The sequence below is a fragment of the Neptunitalea chrysea genome, assembly GCF_027924145.1.
Taxonomy (GTDB): domain Bacteria; phylum Bacteroidota; class Bacteroidia; order Flavobacteriales; family Flavobacteriaceae; genus Neptunitalea; species Neptunitalea chrysea.
In genome coordinates, this window is the sequence record NZ_BRVP01000010.1 from 39,724 (window position 1) to 55,113 (window position 15,390).

Here is a 15,390-nt window from a genome sequence, read left to right on the forward strand (position 1 = left end):
CAAAAGCAAATATAAGAATTTTTTAATTAATACGATTTCGTAACTTGCAAGTCTTGTTAAATTTAAAAATAATTTAGCAATTACATCGTTATTAGCATATATTCCTATTTGAAAATGAAAAAAATTATTTGGTTTTGTACGGTATCGTTACTCTTAATTGCTTGTTCTGATAACTATAGCAGCAGAAATCCTTATTTATCTGAAGTAAGCTTTACCAAAACCATCAACCTAAATTTACCTTCCTACAACAACTTAACAGTTGCGGGTAGCGGAATGCTTATTGAAGATGCTACTGCTGGCATAAAAGGTATCTTAGTTATTAACCAAGGCTTTAATCAATTTTTGGCATGGGAAGCTAGTTGCCCCAACCATACACCTAGCTCTTGCTCTACTATGGAAGTTACCGGAAATATCTATTGTCAATGTGATTGCGATGATTACAAGTACAGCCTATATACCGGTAATATTATTGAAGAAACAAATGACGGTAATGCCGAATACAGCTTGTTATACTACCAAACTAGTGTAAACGGTAATATACTTACCATATCTAATTAAAAAACTACAGCTATACATAATGTACAACTGTAGTTTATTGCTTAAGTAAACCACTTCAAGTATACTACTTCGGGGCAAGCCCATGAAGCATTTAATCTCAATTATTGAGTAAAATTCTCGAAGCCTATAATCTCGAGTATCGAGTAGTTTAAAAATTTAAGGTTGCTCCTAGCAGATAGTTAATCCCTGCTTGCGGATAGTAACCTGTACCTTCAATGGTAGTAGTACTTCCCGGATTAGACCAAGTATCATTATACGTATAGAAATATCCGTTAGATATATATTCTACATCAAATACGTTATTTACCAAACCAGTTATTACTATAGATTTAAATACCTTATTGGTTTTTATCTCATAACTTACATTAAAATCGTTTATAAAATAACTATCTAGTTTAGAAGCTTCGGCATCTATATTCCCCATATACTGCTCTCCTACGTACTTAGACAATAAAGACACCTGGAAAGATGAAGACGGCATATACGTTATAATATTACCGGCAACAATGTCGGGTGAATACGAAATATTAGTATCTCCTAAATTGGTCAATTCTCCATCTCTTTGAAAATAGAAGTCTTTGTTTTTATTAGTGCTTAACGCAACATTAGGTCGTACTAACAATTTATTACCCACTACTATGGTAGCATCAACTTCTAAACCTAATCTGTAACTATCTCCACTATTGGCACGCATAGGAGACCCTACATTATCTAACTCTCCCGTTAACACCAATTGATCTTCATATTTCATATAGTAAACATTCGAGTTTAGTTTAAACTTAGGAGACTTATACCTCCAACCCAACTCAAAATCGTTTAATCTTTCCGGTTTCGGATTTCCATTCTCATAGTCGGTTCTATTAGGTTCTCTATTAGCTCTGGCATATGATAAATACAAAATAGAATTGGCATTCACTTCAAAACTCACCCCTGCCTTAGGGTTAAAGAAATTAAACGCATCATCTACACCTCCCGTTTCAGGAGCATCAGCCGTGTATCGTACTTTTCTATATTGCATATCACCATAAATACTCCATTTATCAGTCAATTTATAGTTTACCTTAGTGTAAACGTTCAAATCGTTCTTCATAGAAGTATCATCGTAATACCTATCTCTTATTTCACTATCAGAAGCATATTGGGTCCAAATAATCTCTCCGAAATGTCTTCCCAAATATTGGTTTACACCTCCACCCATTATCACAGATATTCTATCCTTTTCATAAGTAGCAGAAAATATAGCGCCGTAGAAATCATTATCCAACCACTTTCTTCTAATAAGGTCGGTGGTACTAATGGTTGTCCCCGAAATATCTATTGGAGTTAATCCATAGTCTCCAAAAGCCTCATCTTCTTTATATTGCTCGTAAAAACCACGCCCATACGTATAGTGTAATGCAACGTTAGTACTCCAGTTAGCAGACCATTTCTCATTCCAGATAAGTTGTGCATGATCTTGCTTATAATTATCTACTTCATTATCATAAAAACGAACATTCCCATTATCATCATAATACATTCCCGCAGTATTAAAGGTTCTGTCATTTTCAAGCAAGTCTAAATCCTCTAAGCCATTCCAAGACTGATAGGTAATTTCATGACCTCCAAAAACCAATGCCTTAATAAGGGTATTCTTATCCATGTAAGCTCCCTGCAAAAAATACGATTTTAAATCTGATGATGCTCTGTCTATATAACCATCAGAAGCAATTTTTGACAATCTTCCTGAAACTTCAAAATGATCATTCAATGTTCCTGTAGAAAATTTTAATGTATGCTTATGCGTATTAAAACTACCATATGAATTAGCTATTTGTCCATACGCTTCTTTAGAAGCTGCATCGGTTAGCAAATTCAAACTAGCACCAAAAGCACTAGAACCATTGGTAGATGTACCTACCCCTCTTTGTAACTGAATGTTCTCTACAGAGGAAGCAAAGTCTGGCATATTCACCCAATAAGTACCCTGACTTTCTGCATCGTTATACGGAATACCATTAATCGTTACATTTACTCTGGTAGCGTCACTACCACGTACTCTAATCCCTGTGTAACCTACACCCGCACCGGCATCAGAAGTTGTAACAACACCAGGTAAATAATTCATTAAAATAGGAATATCTTGTCCTAAATTCCTTTTCTTAAGTTCTTTCTTAGAAAGATTAGAAAACGTTACAGGTGTTTTATCTGTTACACGTGTAGCAGATACCGAGACCTCCTCTAGTTTTACAGGTTCTTTTTTAGTTGCTAAAGAGTCCTTTTCTTTTTCTTGTCCCCAGAGTATACTCATTGAGCATACCATAAGACCAAAAGCGAATAAATTTTTCATCCGTAAAAAATTTTACGAATAAAAGGGGTAATTATTCTGTGTTAATAAAATAGTTTGATTAAAAAAATAGTCCAATCACACATCTTTCACTAGTAAAAAGATGTCTGTTCTTATCCCTAAACAGCATTACCTGTTCCAGGTTCATTGGGTATAATCTCAGCCCTTTGTAAAGAGCACCCCTTTGAGATGGTGCAAACATATAAAGATTATTTAAATTCGCCTTATCTTTTTTAAAAATAAATAAGAGAACAAAGATTTCCTATCTTTAAACTATGATGAACACATCTAAAAGAAAAATCACTTTTAAAGTTTTTATAAGCTATGCAGCTATTTCTATATTAGCCGTAATAGCCGGAAAAACCATACTTGGAGAGATTAAAAAACTTACCGAAATTAAAAGTGAGCAAACTCAAGATACCGCTAAAATATTACAGATTGGTAATATACTTACTCTAATGTATGAGGGCGAAACCATGGGGCGTGTAGCCATTCAATCTGAAGATCAGGAATCGTTAGAAGAATATTTAAAAAAAAATGAGACCTTACATAATGAAATAATACTTCTAAAAAACAAAGTTGCTACCCCAAATCAGAAATCATTATTAGATAGTGTTAGCGCACTTGTAGATGTGAAAATTAGTAACATACGAGACCTTAGAAAAATTAGAAATGACGATAGCGCAGAAACAGGTATCTTAGACGCTATTCAGATTCTTTCTAATCTTGAAAACTATATGGGTAGGTTAACCATTGAAAATTTTGTTGCCAACCCAGATGAATTAGACAAACAAACCAGAGAAAATTTAAAGGAATATCTAAAAATATTAAGTAAATATACTCCTACTGAAGCCCCTTCAAAAGAGGATCGCTATGAAATGGATTCTATCATCCTTACCTCAAAAAGCCTATTAAAAAAAATACATTTAAACACAGCTTCTCAAAAACGAATCCTTAAGAAAAAAGAGAATGAGCTCATGGAAAATGATTTGGCAGTTTCAAAACAGCTAAAATCGATGCTTACTCAATTAGAGTTAGATGTTTTAAAAACTGCGAAAGAAGTAAACGCCAGCAGAAATGCAGTACTTGAAAAAAGCAGATACACGCTAACCGGTGCTGCTTTTATAGGCGTATTACTTATTATTATTTTTTCCATTGTTATTTTAAATGACTTTTGGAAAGCCCAACATTTACGAGAAAAACTGGAAAGGGCCAATCAATATAGTAACTCGCTTTTAAAGAGTAGAGATCACTTAATTTCAATGGTGAGTCATGACCTTAAAACACCTTTAAACACCATAATTGGATATACTGAACTCATAAGTAAATCTATAGACAGCCCTAAAGAAAATCATTATTTGGATCATATTAAAAATGCATCCCGATTTGTTTCACAGCTGGTAGATGAACTGTTAGACTATTCTAAATTAGAAGCAGGAAAAGTACAAATTGAGAAGGTTCCATTTCAATTAGTTGAATTAGTAGAAGAAACAGCTCTTAGTATACAATCTATTTACCCTAAAAAAGAAATTGATTTATTTTTTGAAATAGCTAATAACTGTAATAAAACCTTTGTTGGAGACTCATATCGTATTAAGCAAATATTATACAACCTAATTGGTAATGCCTATAAATTTACTGAAAACGGAAGCATTACCATTGGTATGGAGTTAAGTGAAACCGGCAATAATCTTACTATTTATGTTGCAGATACAGGTATCGGGATTGCAGATGAAAAACAACAACTCATTTTTGAAGAATTTCAACAAGCTGAAGATAATACTGTTAAAAAATTTGGTGGTTCAGGGCTCGGATTACATATCTCTAAAAAACTGGCTTTACTAATGGATGGCGACTTAAATGTTAAAAGTAAGTTACTGGAAGGAAGTACATTTACCTTAACCATTCCGGCAACCTTTACTACGCTAGCAGTGCCATTAGTTAACGCGAATGAAAATGCTGAAGTAGAAAAATTACCAAGTCTAAGAGCTTTAGTTATAGATGACGATGAAACATTGTTACAACTAAGTGAAGAACTTTTAACCGGCTCAGGTATCTTAGTAGAAACGTTTACAAATGGTAAAATAGTTTTAGAGAACATTTCAAAACTCACATTTGACTTTATTATCACCGATATTCAATTACCGGAAATGAATGGCTTCCATTTTGTAGAAATGCTACATCAAAAAGGAATAAACAAACCTATAATCGCAGTTACCGGAAGAAAAGATATGCCTGAGAATTTTTATACCGAAAATGGTTTTACAGCAGTATTGTTTAAGCCTTATAAATCAGAAGATTTATTGCACGTCATTTGTTCGCTGTTTTCAGATTCAGCTGTAATTCCAAAGAAGAATGTGGATTCTACTGTTCCTACAAATACAACCTCTACGGTTTCCGAAACCAATTTTAACTTGAAATCTATTGCTGGATTTGTAGGTAATGATGATGAAGCATTAGCAGCTGTAATAAAACTTTATGTAAAAGATACTACTCATAATATAGAGAAGTTAAACATATACTACACCAATAAAAACTACAAAGGCATAAGTGATTTAAGCCATAGAATGCTTACTATGCTAAAACAATTTCAAATAGTTAAAGAAACCGAAATCTTACTTCAATTAGAAAAAGCAGCACATTTAGATGACAATACCATCACTGCGCTAATGAACGAGTTTAATAAACATATTAATATAACATTACAACAACTTAAAGCATATTACGAATCTAAACCGTAAGCTTTTAACTTATTGTATAGTGTTTTTCTACTCACATTTAACAACTTAGCAGCTAATGTTTTGTTATTATTTGTTTTTTCTAATGCAGCAATAATAAGTGCTTTTTCGTTATCTTTAGTAGATAATGACGTTATAAAACCTACATCCTCTACTCCTGAATTTTCAAATAATTCAGATGGTAGTACCCCTTCCGTAATATAATTTCCAGACGTTAATAACACAGAACGCTTAATTACATTTTGTAACTCTCGTAAATTACCCGGCCATGCATATTGCTGAAAACATATAATAGCATCTCTATCAAACCCTATTACTTGCTTACCCAATTGTTTATTAGCACTAGCTAAAAAATGCTCCGCAAAAATCATCATATCTTCCATCCTATCTACTAAAGAAGGCACTTTAATAGAAAATTCATTTAAACGGTGGTATAAATCTTCTCTAAACTCTCCATTTTCTACTGCCTTAAGCAGGTTTTCGTTAGTAGCAGACAAGATGCGTATATTTACATCAATCTCTTTAGAGCTACCCACAGGTTTTATTTTACGCTCCTGTAAAGCTCTTAATAGCTGGATCTGATTTTCGTACGAAAGATTCCCTACCTCATCTAAAAAAATGGTTCCTTCGTTAGCTTCTTCAAAATGTCCTTTTTTATCGGAAACAGCTCCTGTAAACGAACCTTTTACATGCCCAAAAAATTCGCTAGAAGCAATTTCTTTAGGGATAGCTCCACAATCCACTGCTATAAAAGGAAATTCCTTTCTACTACTTTGCATATGAATAGATTTGGCGACTACTTCTTTCCCGGTTCCACTTTTCCCTGTTATTAACACAGACATATCTGTAGGCGCCACTAGCCCCACGTATTCAGCTAATTTTTTAGATGCATTGCTAATTCCAAATACCATTTCGGCATTAGTATTTTTATCTGAAATAGCTACTACACTAGTTTGTAGTTCAGGAGTTTTAGTAACTACGGCTGAACCATCTGTTTGTTTGGTTGCATTCTCTATAACATTTAAAACAGACTCTTGCTGAAATGGTTTAGAGATATAGTCGAATGCTCCTTTTTTCATAGCACTAACTGCAGAAGCTACCTCTGCATAATTAGTCATAATAACAACAGGTACTTCTGGACTTTCCTCTTTAATTTTTTCTAGAAACGAAATACCATCACCATCGGGTAATCGTAAATCTAAAAAAACAATATCAAAAGTAGATTTGAATATGGTAGCAGCTTCTTTAAGACTATGACATACAGCAACCTTATGCTTGTACCTCACTAAGAAGCGCTCCAAAAGAGAAGAGAAAGTTACGTCGTCATCAATAACTAGTATTTTAGCCATAAAGTAGGTGGTTGAAACACAAAAATACTATCCTAAATTAGAAATAGGCATAAAAAAATCATAAAAAAAAGCTGCCGTGATAACGGCAGCTCAATGTCATGAAGAATAAAAAAATTATTCTTCAATCCATTCACCCTTTTCGTTTGCATAAAGCGTCGTTGTAGACTCCGGCGTTGTTACGCTTAGCTTATATTTCATTTCTTCATTCACATAAGCTTTGGTAATCGTTGAATCCGGAAAATCTTTAGCAAAGGCATCGGTAACTGCCTTTGGTAATTCAGACACTTTTATTTCTTTATAATCCTGTATTACAACAACCGTTTCATTAGTTGTAACAGGTACTAAAGGATTCATGGCAAATGTTGAGAAACTACCCAACAACATACTTGCAGCAATAACAAACTTTTTCATAGCAATTTTATTTTTAATTTTTTCTATACTATACATTGAAAAAAAGATGCCATACCATAAAAAAACGCTGATTTATATATAAAAACATATAAATCAGCGTTTTGTATTTTAAAAAGTATTTACCTACCTGTGTATTAGCTGTATAAGCTTATAATTTTCGTGTAAGAATTACACGGCAACACCTTACACAAGTTTCACCTGATGCGCAGGTTTTAAAAGGTCTATAACTGTTTTAACCGGATTAAAAGTACTTAAAGGTACTTCTACAAAAATAGTATTCCAGTTAGCCATAGCACCATTCCATAATCCTGGTAACTCTAATGCCTTTAATTCTTTTCCTTCGCGTGTTTTATTTGTAATAAATCCTTGTTTTGGATCTACAAATGCCGTTAAGTCAAATTTTTCACCTTTGTAATTCTTAACACTACACACAATATCTACCGGATTAAAATGCGTAGACTTCATAAGAATGTTACGTTGCGATTTGCTTGCCATATCAATTTGAGCAGACTCTATAATCTGTAAAGAAATTTGAGCATCGTCTCCCTTTACCCAAAAAGGTCCGCCTCCAGGTTCACCTTCATTCTTCACCATTCCACAAATACGAATAGGTCTATCTAAAATCTCCTTCAAATATTCTATCTGATAAATCTCTTTATACCTCTTAAAATGTGGTGTAATAGCTACGCTCAATTTCTCTTCTAAAAAGGTTTTAATCATATCAATATCGTTAGAATATACCAATGGTTCGTCTAACAGTCTACGGTACTCATAAGCCTTTTCTTGTATTTTCAATAGCATTCCTGCCAACATTTTTTTGTATTCAACAAGGGTATGCTTATATCGCATTACCACCACATTATCAATATTTTTAATAAAGATAACATCTGCCTCTACATCATTTAAATTTTCTATTAAGGCACCGTGTCCACCTGGTCTAAATAAAATACTACCATCATCTTCTCTAAACGGTTGGTTCTCCATATCTACAGCGATGGTATCGGTAGATTTTTTCTGATAAGAAAATGAGATATCAAACTTCACATTTGTTTTACTCTCAACATGTTCCCTTACTTTTTCATATTCATCCTCAAATTTACTTCTATGTTCCTCAGAAATTGTAAGGTGCAACTTTGCCAAACCATTAGATGTTGCATACAATGCAGCTTCATATAAATGTTCTTCAAAAGCTGTAGAAGGGTGTGTTTTATAACGGTGAAAAGGAAGCGCTCCTTTAGGATAACTTCCATAATTAAACCCATCTTCTAACAACAATTCTCTCACAAAATGATATTTTTGATAATCATCTGAAAGATCTTCATAGTTTGGTATTTTCTCTAAAAGGTTCTCTTCTATCTCCTTATAAAAAGGAAACTTCTCTAATCCAATAAAAAACGTATTCATATCAAACGCCTTCTCACGATTTACATATGAATTAAACGTTTCTTCTTGCGGATCATATTCATTAAAAAACTTAAAAACCGATTTAAACATTCTTGAAGCGGCCCCTGAAGCGGGTACAAATTTTAATAAGGAAAGCTCATCCATTTTATCCTCATATGCTTCAATATACTTGCCCTTATTATCTTCAGAAATAACATGAATCCCGTTTTCGTAAGTTGCCGGCGCAACCAGATTCACAAATGGAATTCCCTCCTCAAAAATTTCAAGCTGTTTCTCAATAGTCTCTGCAGGTATGCCTTTTTCTGCAAATAAATCCTTGTCGGTTTTCGTCAATGTTTCCATCATGTTTTTAGTAAAGTATTAATTCAAAACTACTTAAGAGATGTTAATTATTTTCTTAAGCTTTTTCAATCTTAAAAATTAAAAGTTTTATGATTTTATCATAGATATTCATAAAAAAGGGGGATTCTAATATACATTAAAAAATGTAATTAAGAGTTTATGATTACAGTAAATTTATGTAAAATTGATATGTTATCTATGGTATTAGCAGAAATTTATGCATCCTTAAAAAAACTTACAGAAAATTCAAGGTATCCCAATATTCACTAGTATAAATAACAAATAACTGTTTCGGATATATTAGCACTTGTTTTATTTTATGTTTTTCCTCCATGCATAATACCCCTGAATAGCTAAAATGGTAAAAATCACATATTGAAAAGATAACATCCCCATACCTCTATGAGCATACAAAGGCACGGTAATTAAATCTGCAAAAATCCAAAGTGTCCAATTTTCAAGTTTTTTAATTGCCATATACCACATAGCAGTAAAAAATACCCCAGAGGTAAACACATCAATATAATTAACCATTTCAAGTTTGTACCCAAAACATTTGTACACGAAATAGGTTACAATCATTGTAGCTACAAACATTATAAATCCAATAATTTTTTCTCTCATATTAGTTCTTGTAATATGAACTACATGTTCCTCACTATCATTTTTCCGAGCCCAATTATACCACCCGTATATACTCATTACCGAGTAATAGAAATTCATCATCATATCGCCATAGTACGCAGCCTGATATAAGAGATAAACCGTTATAATAGTAGCTACCAAACCCGTAGGATATACCAAAATATTCTCCTTTTTAGAATAGTAGACACTGGCAATCCCAAAAATGGTAGCAACAGCCTCTAAAATAATTTCAAATAAAGGTTTATGGTAATAAGGTTCAAAGAAAAAATCTAAGACTTCGTTCATGGCTCTTAAATGGTTTTAGAGATTACTAGGTTTTGTAAGGTTTCAAAAAAATTGATATCCTGCTCAAAGGCAGTTCCTATTACAATCATATCTGCTTTACTTTTTATAGCTTCAAGCAAAGCTGCTTCGGTACGTATACCTCCTCCTACAATTACAGGAATAGAAACCTCTTCTCTAACAGCATTTATAACTTCACTAGGTACTGGATGATTGGCGCCACTGCCAGCCTCTAGGTATAATAATTTATTTCCTATTAACTCGCCGGCCTTAGCCGTATCTTTAATTAATTGTATATCTGTTAGTGGTAACGGATGTGTATGAGTTACTTTCATCGTAGCTGTTTCTTTACCTCCATCTAATAAAATATATCCGGTAGAGATAACCTCTAAAGCTGAATCTCTTAAAAAGGGTACCGATGCTATTTGCTGCCCAATCAAATACTCTGGGTTTCTACCCGACAATAACATTAAAAAAAGTAATACATCGGCCTCATTGGTTAACTGATTGACATCTCCAGGAAATAAAAAAACCGGATTCTGCGTATGCTTCTTAAGTGCTTTTACCAATGGCTCTGTAACACCTTTGAGTACTGTACTACCACCTACCAATATTATAGAGACAGGACTCTTATGCATTTTCTCAACAAATGCCGGCACCTGTTTAACGTTCATTTTATCAGGATCTATAAGCACCGCTAATAAAGGCGTATTCTTTTCTTTGTTTTGTATGAGTAGATTGTAATAAGACATCATTATATATAAGGTAAGGCGTATGCACAGGTGAAACCATCAAACTCTAAAAAATCTATATGGTAATCTGAAACTTTACCATCATAGGTTATTCTTCCGGTAGAAGTACTCCCCACCACTTCAAAATTATTCACATAAATATGTTGCAGAAAACTAAGACCCGGTGTAGCATACAATTTGTACAACGATTCTTTAGCACACCATACTTTGGTTAGTTTACGCACTAAAGCTTCTTTAGTCTCCAAATCTTCATAATCTTTTAGTACAGTAAACTTATTGGCTATTCTACTAATTTTATCGCGCTGCATTTCAATATCAATCCCTACTTCAAAGTTGCTCACCACTACAGCCGCATAGGTAAACGAGTGTGTTATAGAAATATGTTTATCATCGGTAAGGTGAGGTTTGCCATTAGCATCATAATACAAATCGGCTGCTGTGTAGCCAAACGCTTGTAGCAAATGGCGCACACTTAAAAAACCTCTTCTGTGAATATCCGACTTCATACCAGCTACTCTCTCCTCACAATTAGGTGTTAACTTTAATCCTTTATATAGCGACTCAAAAGACTCTTCTATCTTCCAAATCAACACTTTAGTATCTTCTGTAACTGTTATAGTTTTGTAAAGCGGCATTCGTTTTTAAAAAGTTATTGCTTACCTTTGCCCCCATTAAATACAGGAACACATTTAACCTACTGCCAAAAAGCAGTATTAATTGTAAAAATAAGTAAAGTAATATGAGTACAAAAACAATTCCGTATGTACCTTATAAAGTAAAGGACATTTCTTTAGCAGAATGGGGAAGAAAAGAGATTGAGCTTGCTGAGGCAGAAATGCCCGGATTAATGTCACTAAGAGAAGAATACAAAGAAGAACAACCTTTAAAAGGTGCCAGAATTGCAGGGTGTTTGCACATGACCATTCAAACTGCTGTGTTAATTGAAACCTTAGTTGCTTTAGGTGCCGATGTTACCTGGAGTTCTTGTAACATATTTTCTACTCAGGATCATGCTGCTGCTGCTATTGCTGCTGCCGGGATTCCTGTGTACGCATGGAAAGGCATGAATGACGAAGAATTTGACTGGTGTATTGAGCAAACTTTATTTTTTGGTGAAGAGCGCACGCCCTTAAATATGATTTTAGATGACGGTGGCGATTTAACCAATATGGTATTAGACCAATACCCTGAGTTAGCTGCTGGTATTAAAGGTTTATCTGAAGAAACTACTACAGGAGTACACCGCTTATATGAGCGTGTAAGCAAAGGTACATTACCTATGCCTGCTATTAACGTAAACGACTCTGTTACCAAATCTAAATTTGACAACAAATACGGATGTAGAGAAAGTGCTGTAGATGCTATAAGACGTGCTACCGATGTTATGCTTGCTGGTAAACGTGTAGTGGTTTGTGGTTATGGAGATGTTGGTAAAGGTACAGCCGCTTCTTTTAGAGGTGCTGGTTCTATTGTTACTGTTACTGAAATTGACCCAATTTGTGCATTACAAGCTGCTATGGATGGTTACGAAGTTAAAAAACTAGAGTCTGTTCTTGGAAAAGCTGATATTGTTATTACTACCACTGGTAATAAAGATATTGTAAGAGGTGAGCACTTTGAGGTAATGAAAGATAAAACCATTGTTTGTAACATTGGACACTTTGACAACGAAATTGCTGTAGCTTGGTTAAATGAAAACCACGGAGCTACTAAAATTGAAATTAAACCTCAGGTAGATAAATACACTGTTAACGGTAACGATATTATTTTATTAGCAGAAGGTAGATTGGTAAACCTTGGTTGTGCAACAGGGCACCCAAGTTTTGTAATGAGTAACTCATTTACCAACCAAACCTTAGCTCAAATTGAGTTATGGAAGTTTGCTGATAAATACGAAAACAAAGTATATATGTTGCCTAAACATCTTGATGAAAAGGTCGCTAAATTACACCTTGCCAAAATTGGTGTTGAGCTAACAGAGCTTTCTGAAGAGCAAGCTGAATATATTGGTGTTACGGTTGAAGGACCATTTAAACCTGAATATTACAGATATTAAGAATCTTTTTAAATGAAGATATAAAAATGGCATTCTTTTCAGAATGCCATTTTTCATTTTAGCTTATTAAACTGATTCGCGCTTTTATATTACAACTCGCTTACGGAGAAATTTAAGGAGCTATCATTCTTCCCTGAACCTACAGATAATTTTTATCGCTACCTCCTATTACGTCATACACTCAGTCTATATACTTCTCTTGCATTCATACAAACCCACAAGGTAGTTACCCCTCCTTCATATCTGTTAATTCCCCAACATTCTGATATTCAACAAAAATCACTCAAAAAATTAATTAAAAATACTTCTCGCAATAGTAAATCTCACTTATAACATGAAGTTTTTAAATACTTTTCCTTAAAAAATCTATTTATTTTATACCTTCGCGGATTAAAAAAATAAGAATTATGAAAAAAATATTGACACTTATCGTTCTTCTAACTTCTTCATATATGGCCAACGCTCAGGCATACACTGGAAAAGGAGATACTAAAATTCAGATTGGGGCTGCCATACAAGATCTAGCTACCGGTATTAATGCTACTTATGATATTGGAGTAGGACAAAATATTTCATTTGGTATTGCTGCTAGCTATTTGTTAGATGTAAACGAATACGTTGATGCCGATTTTGGAGATCGATTTGACATTAAGGGTAGATTCAATGCTAACTTACAAGATGTTTTAAACATTTGTGATTGTTTTGATTTATACCCTGGGTTAAATATTAGTTTACGAAATTTTGGAGGCCATTTAGGAACCCGCTACTTTTTTACTGATGGTTTTGGTTTGTACGCCGAAGGTAATTTTCCGCTTGCGAAATACAACACCGATCACCTAACTCCGGCTGAACATTTAAACAATCAGTTTGTACTAACTTTTGGAGCTAGTTTTAATTTTTAATCATAAATTCTTGATTAAAAATAGGTTGACATCGATAATTCTGTTCTTATTTATTTTTATCTTGTAATAAGGTAATTAAAAAACACAAAAATATAGACATTTAGAGATTGAATTCAAATTAACTCATAAAGTTTGCAGTAACCCAATAGACCAAATATTCTCACCATTAATACTTCATTATGAAGGTATATAAACATTAGAACTATATATCGACAAGATAATCAGTCGTATCTTCTAAATTGTTTCTGCAATCTTAACATAAGAATTGACCTATTTGAATTATACCCCATAATAAATAAGAACACATCTTCAATAAATACGCTAATTCCTTGGTGCATTCAAGGCCTTAACGCAACAAAAGTTGCTAATTAGTTATGGTACAATTTAATTTTTTCTTTCCAAAAAACCTAGATTTTACTGAAGGCTTTTCGGAAAGAAAAAATTAGACAGAGTTTTGTGCAATTACTTCTAAAGGCGTTTTATATCCCAACACCTTTCTGGGTCCATTATTGAGTTTATATTGAATGATTTTTAGTTGATTATTATTTATGTTTTTAAAATCTGTTTTCTTAGGTAAAAAACGTCTAATAAGTCCGTTAGTATTTTCGTTAGTTCCACGCTCCCAAGAAGCGTAAGGATTTGCAAAATAGATGTCTATTCCGGTATTTTCTGCGAGCCATTTATGGTCTGCCATTTCTGTACCATTGTCATAGGTCATTGTTTTTAAAAGTTGTTTGTCCAACCGATTTAGTTCTTTAGCAAAAGCTCTTGTAACGGACTTAGAGGTTCTATCTTTAACAGGTATAATGAGGGTATATCTAGACTTACGTTCCACGATTGTTCCAATGGCAGATTTCTGAGCTTTACCAATTACAAGATCACCTTCCCAATGCCCAATTTCCTTTCTATTTTCAATATGTTTGGGTCTTTGAGATATATTTATCTGGTCTTTTATTTTAGATCCTTTTTTACGTCTAGGTTTGGGTTTTCTACGTCTTGATTTTTGATATGGCAGGAGCTTAATAAGTTTTTTGTTTAGGCGAGCTTGCGGATGCGAATAAATGTGCATATATATTGCTTCGTGTGATATTGTCATCACAGAATCATTTGGAAAATCAATTTTAATTCGACCAGAAATCTGTTCAGGCGACCAGTTTTTTAACAGTCTTTTATAGACATAAAAACGTAGTAAAGAATAGGTTTCTATTTTATCTAAATTTCGCTTGTTCAGATAGTCATCTTTAGCGAGCCAATCGGTAAGAGACGCATCGTATTTATCGCTAGGGTCTGAGACCCATTTATTGACTTCTCTGGTAATGGTAGAACGTGAGCGATTAAGCTTTTTTGCTATGAAAGATTTGGATTTATTCTCTTCCAAAAGTGTCTGGATAATGACACGTTCTTTAAGTGATAATCGTTTATGCTTATTTGTGTTCATACAACAAATCTAAAATTTTGATTTGTTGCGTTAAGTTATTGAATTCGGACTTTTAATGAATACTATAAAAAAAACCCTTGCTATAAAAGCAAGGGGTTTAACACATGAATTTATAAAACAACACTTTATTGTAGTCTAATTTTATAATCAAAACAATATTATTTGTAGCTTTTCAAATAATTCTAAT

At 33.5% G+C, this 15,390-nt stretch carries 12 protein-coding genes; 4 read left to right on the forward strand and 8 right to left on the reverse strand.

All coding sequences use genetic code 11. The features are described from left to right. The first annotated feature begins 114 nt into the window (after positions 1 to 114). Entirely contained in the window at positions 115 to 558 is a 444-nt protein-coding gene (locus NBRC110019_RS08595; RefSeq protein ID WP_281754062.1) for a hypothetical protein, read from the forward strand. Positions 559 to 706: 148 nt separating this feature from the next. On the opposite strand, the gene NBRC110019_RS08600 is transcribed toward NBRC110019_RS08595, so the two are convergent. Then, positions 707 to 2,887 carry a TonB-dependent receptor gene (locus NBRC110019_RS08600; RefSeq protein ID WP_281754064.1) on the reverse strand — a complete coding sequence of 727 codons (2,181 nt, stop codon included), beginning with the start codon at positions 2,885 to 2,887 and terminating at the stop codon, positions 707 to 709. A 272-nt stretch (positions 2,888 to 3,159) separates the two neighbouring features. Here NBRC110019_RS08600 and NBRC110019_RS08605 point away from each other — a divergent pair, with 272 nt between their 5' ends. After that, positions 3,160 to 5,625: an ATP-binding protein gene (locus tag NBRC110019_RS08605; protein ID WP_281754066.1), complete on the forward strand. Its 2,466-nt coding sequence runs from the start codon at positions 3,160 to 3,162 to the stop codon at positions 5,623 to 5,625. Here NBRC110019_RS08605 and NBRC110019_RS08610 read toward each other — a convergent pair. The 6 genes from NBRC110019_RS08610 to NBRC110019_RS08635 all read right to left on the reverse strand — a co-directional run bounded on the left by NBRC110019_RS08610 (position 5,607) and on the right by NBRC110019_RS08635 (position 11,442). After that, positions 5,607 to 6,971: a sigma-54-dependent transcriptional regulator gene (locus NBRC110019_RS08610; protein WP_281754068.1), complete on the reverse strand. Its 1,365-nt coding sequence runs from the start codon at positions 6,969 to 6,971 to the stop codon at positions 5,607 to 5,609. The two genes, NBRC110019_RS08605 and NBRC110019_RS08610, sit on opposite strands and share 19 nt — an antisense overlap. Before the next feature lie 114 nt (positions 6,972 to 7,085). Continuing rightward, complete coding sequence (locus tag NBRC110019_RS08615) at positions 7,086 to 7,382, reverse strand: hypothetical protein (protein WP_281754070.1); 297 nt, start codon at positions 7,380 to 7,382, stop codon at positions 7,086 to 7,088. A 183-nt stretch (positions 7,383 to 7,565) separates the two neighbouring features. Beyond that, complete coding sequence (locus tag NBRC110019_RS08620; protein WP_309297644.1) at positions 7,566 to 9,131, reverse strand: DUF4301 family protein; 1,566 nt, start codon at positions 9,129 to 9,131, stop codon at positions 7,566 to 7,568. 309 nt (positions 9,132 to 9,440) lie between these two features. Then, entirely contained in the window at positions 9,441 to 10,058 is a 618-nt protein-coding gene (gene pnuC / locus NBRC110019_RS08625; protein WP_281754072.1) for a nicotinamide riboside transporter PnuC, read from the reverse strand. 5 nt (positions 10,059 to 10,063) lie between these two features. Continuing rightward, positions 10,064 to 10,810, reverse strand: coding sequence for a geranylgeranylglyceryl/heptaprenylglyceryl phosphate synthase (locus tag NBRC110019_RS08630; protein WP_281754074.1), 747 nt, complete (start codon positions 10,808 to 10,810; stop codon positions 10,064 to 10,066). Then, positions 10,810 to 11,442, reverse strand: coding sequence for a 4'-phosphopantetheinyl transferase family protein (locus tag NBRC110019_RS08635; protein WP_281754076.1), 633 nt, complete (start codon positions 11,440 to 11,442; stop codon positions 10,810 to 10,812). Before NBRC110019_RS08635 ends, NBRC110019_RS08630 begins: the two co-directional genes overlap by 1 nt. 104 nt (positions 11,443 to 11,546) lie before the next feature. On the opposite strand from NBRC110019_RS08635, the gene ahcY reads away from it, so the two are divergent. Continuing rightward, a complete protein-coding gene (ahcY, locus tag NBRC110019_RS08640) occupies positions 11,547 to 12,863 on the forward strand; it encodes an adenosylhomocysteinase (protein ID WP_281754078.1) in 1,317 nt (438 codons plus the stop codon). Positions 12,864 to 13,270: 407 nt separating this feature from the next. Next, positions 13,271 to 13,765: a DUF6646 family protein gene (locus NBRC110019_RS08645; RefSeq protein WP_281754080.1), complete on the forward strand. Its 495-nt coding sequence runs from the start codon at positions 13,271 to 13,273 to the stop codon at positions 13,763 to 13,765. Positions 13,766 to 14,207: 442 nt separating this feature from the next. Here NBRC110019_RS08645 and NBRC110019_RS08650 read toward each other — a convergent pair whose 3' ends face one another. Continuing rightward, positions 14,208 to 15,203, reverse strand: a complete 996-nt coding sequence (locus tag NBRC110019_RS08650) for an IS30 family transposase (protein WP_281754083.1) — start codon at positions 15,201 to 15,203, stop codon at positions 14,208 to 14,210. Positions 15,204 to 15,390 lie beyond the last annotated feature (187 nt).

What these genes read in the sequence shown, in the direction of transcription:
- NBRC110019_RS08605 (WP_281754066.1), top strand. Translation starts at nt 3,160, where the DNA reads ATGATGAACACATCTAAAAGAAAAATCACTTTTAAAGTTTTTATAAGC.
- NBRC110019_RS08650 (WP_281754083.1), bottom strand. Translation starts at nt 15,203, where the DNA reads ATGAACACAAATAAGCATAAACGATTATCACTTAAAGAACGTGTCATT.
- NBRC110019_RS08615 (WP_281754070.1), bottom strand. Translation starts at nt 7,382, where the DNA reads ATGAAAAAGTTTGTTATTGCTGCAAGTATGTTGTTGGGTAGTTTCTCA.
- pnuC (WP_281754072.1), bottom strand. Translation starts at nt 10,058, where the DNA reads ATGAACGAAGTCTTAGATTTTTTCTTTGAACCTTATTACCATAAACCT.
- NBRC110019_RS08600 (WP_281754064.1), bottom strand. Translation starts at nt 2,887, where the DNA reads ATGAAAAATTTATTCGCTTTTGGTCTTATGGTATGCTCAATGAGTATA.
- NBRC110019_RS08645 (WP_281754080.1), top strand. Translation starts at nt 13,271, where the DNA reads ATGAAAAAAATATTGACACTTATCGTTCTTCTAACTTCTTCATATATG.
- NBRC110019_RS08630 (WP_281754074.1), bottom strand. Translation starts at nt 10,810, where the DNA reads ATGATGTCTTATTACAATCTACTCATACAAAACAAAGAAAAGAATACG.
- NBRC110019_RS08595 (WP_281754062.1), top strand. Translation starts at nt 115, where the DNA reads ATGAAAAAAATTATTTGGTTTTGTACGGTATCGTTACTCTTAATTGCT.
- NBRC110019_RS08635 (WP_281754076.1), bottom strand. Translation starts at nt 11,442, where the DNA reads ATGCCGCTTTACAAAACTATAACAGTTACAGAAGATACTAAAGTGTTG.
- ahcY (WP_281754078.1), top strand. Translation starts at nt 11,547, where the DNA reads ATGAGTACAAAAACAATTCCGTATGTACCTTATAAAGTAAAGGACATT.
- NBRC110019_RS08610 (WP_281754068.1), bottom strand. Translation starts at nt 6,971, where the DNA reads ATGGCTAAAATACTAGTTATTGATGACGACGTAACTTTCTCTTCTCTT.
- NBRC110019_RS08620 (WP_309297644.1), bottom strand. Translation starts at nt 9,131, where the DNA reads ATGATGGAAACATTGACGAAAACCGACAAGGATTTATTTGCAGAAAAA.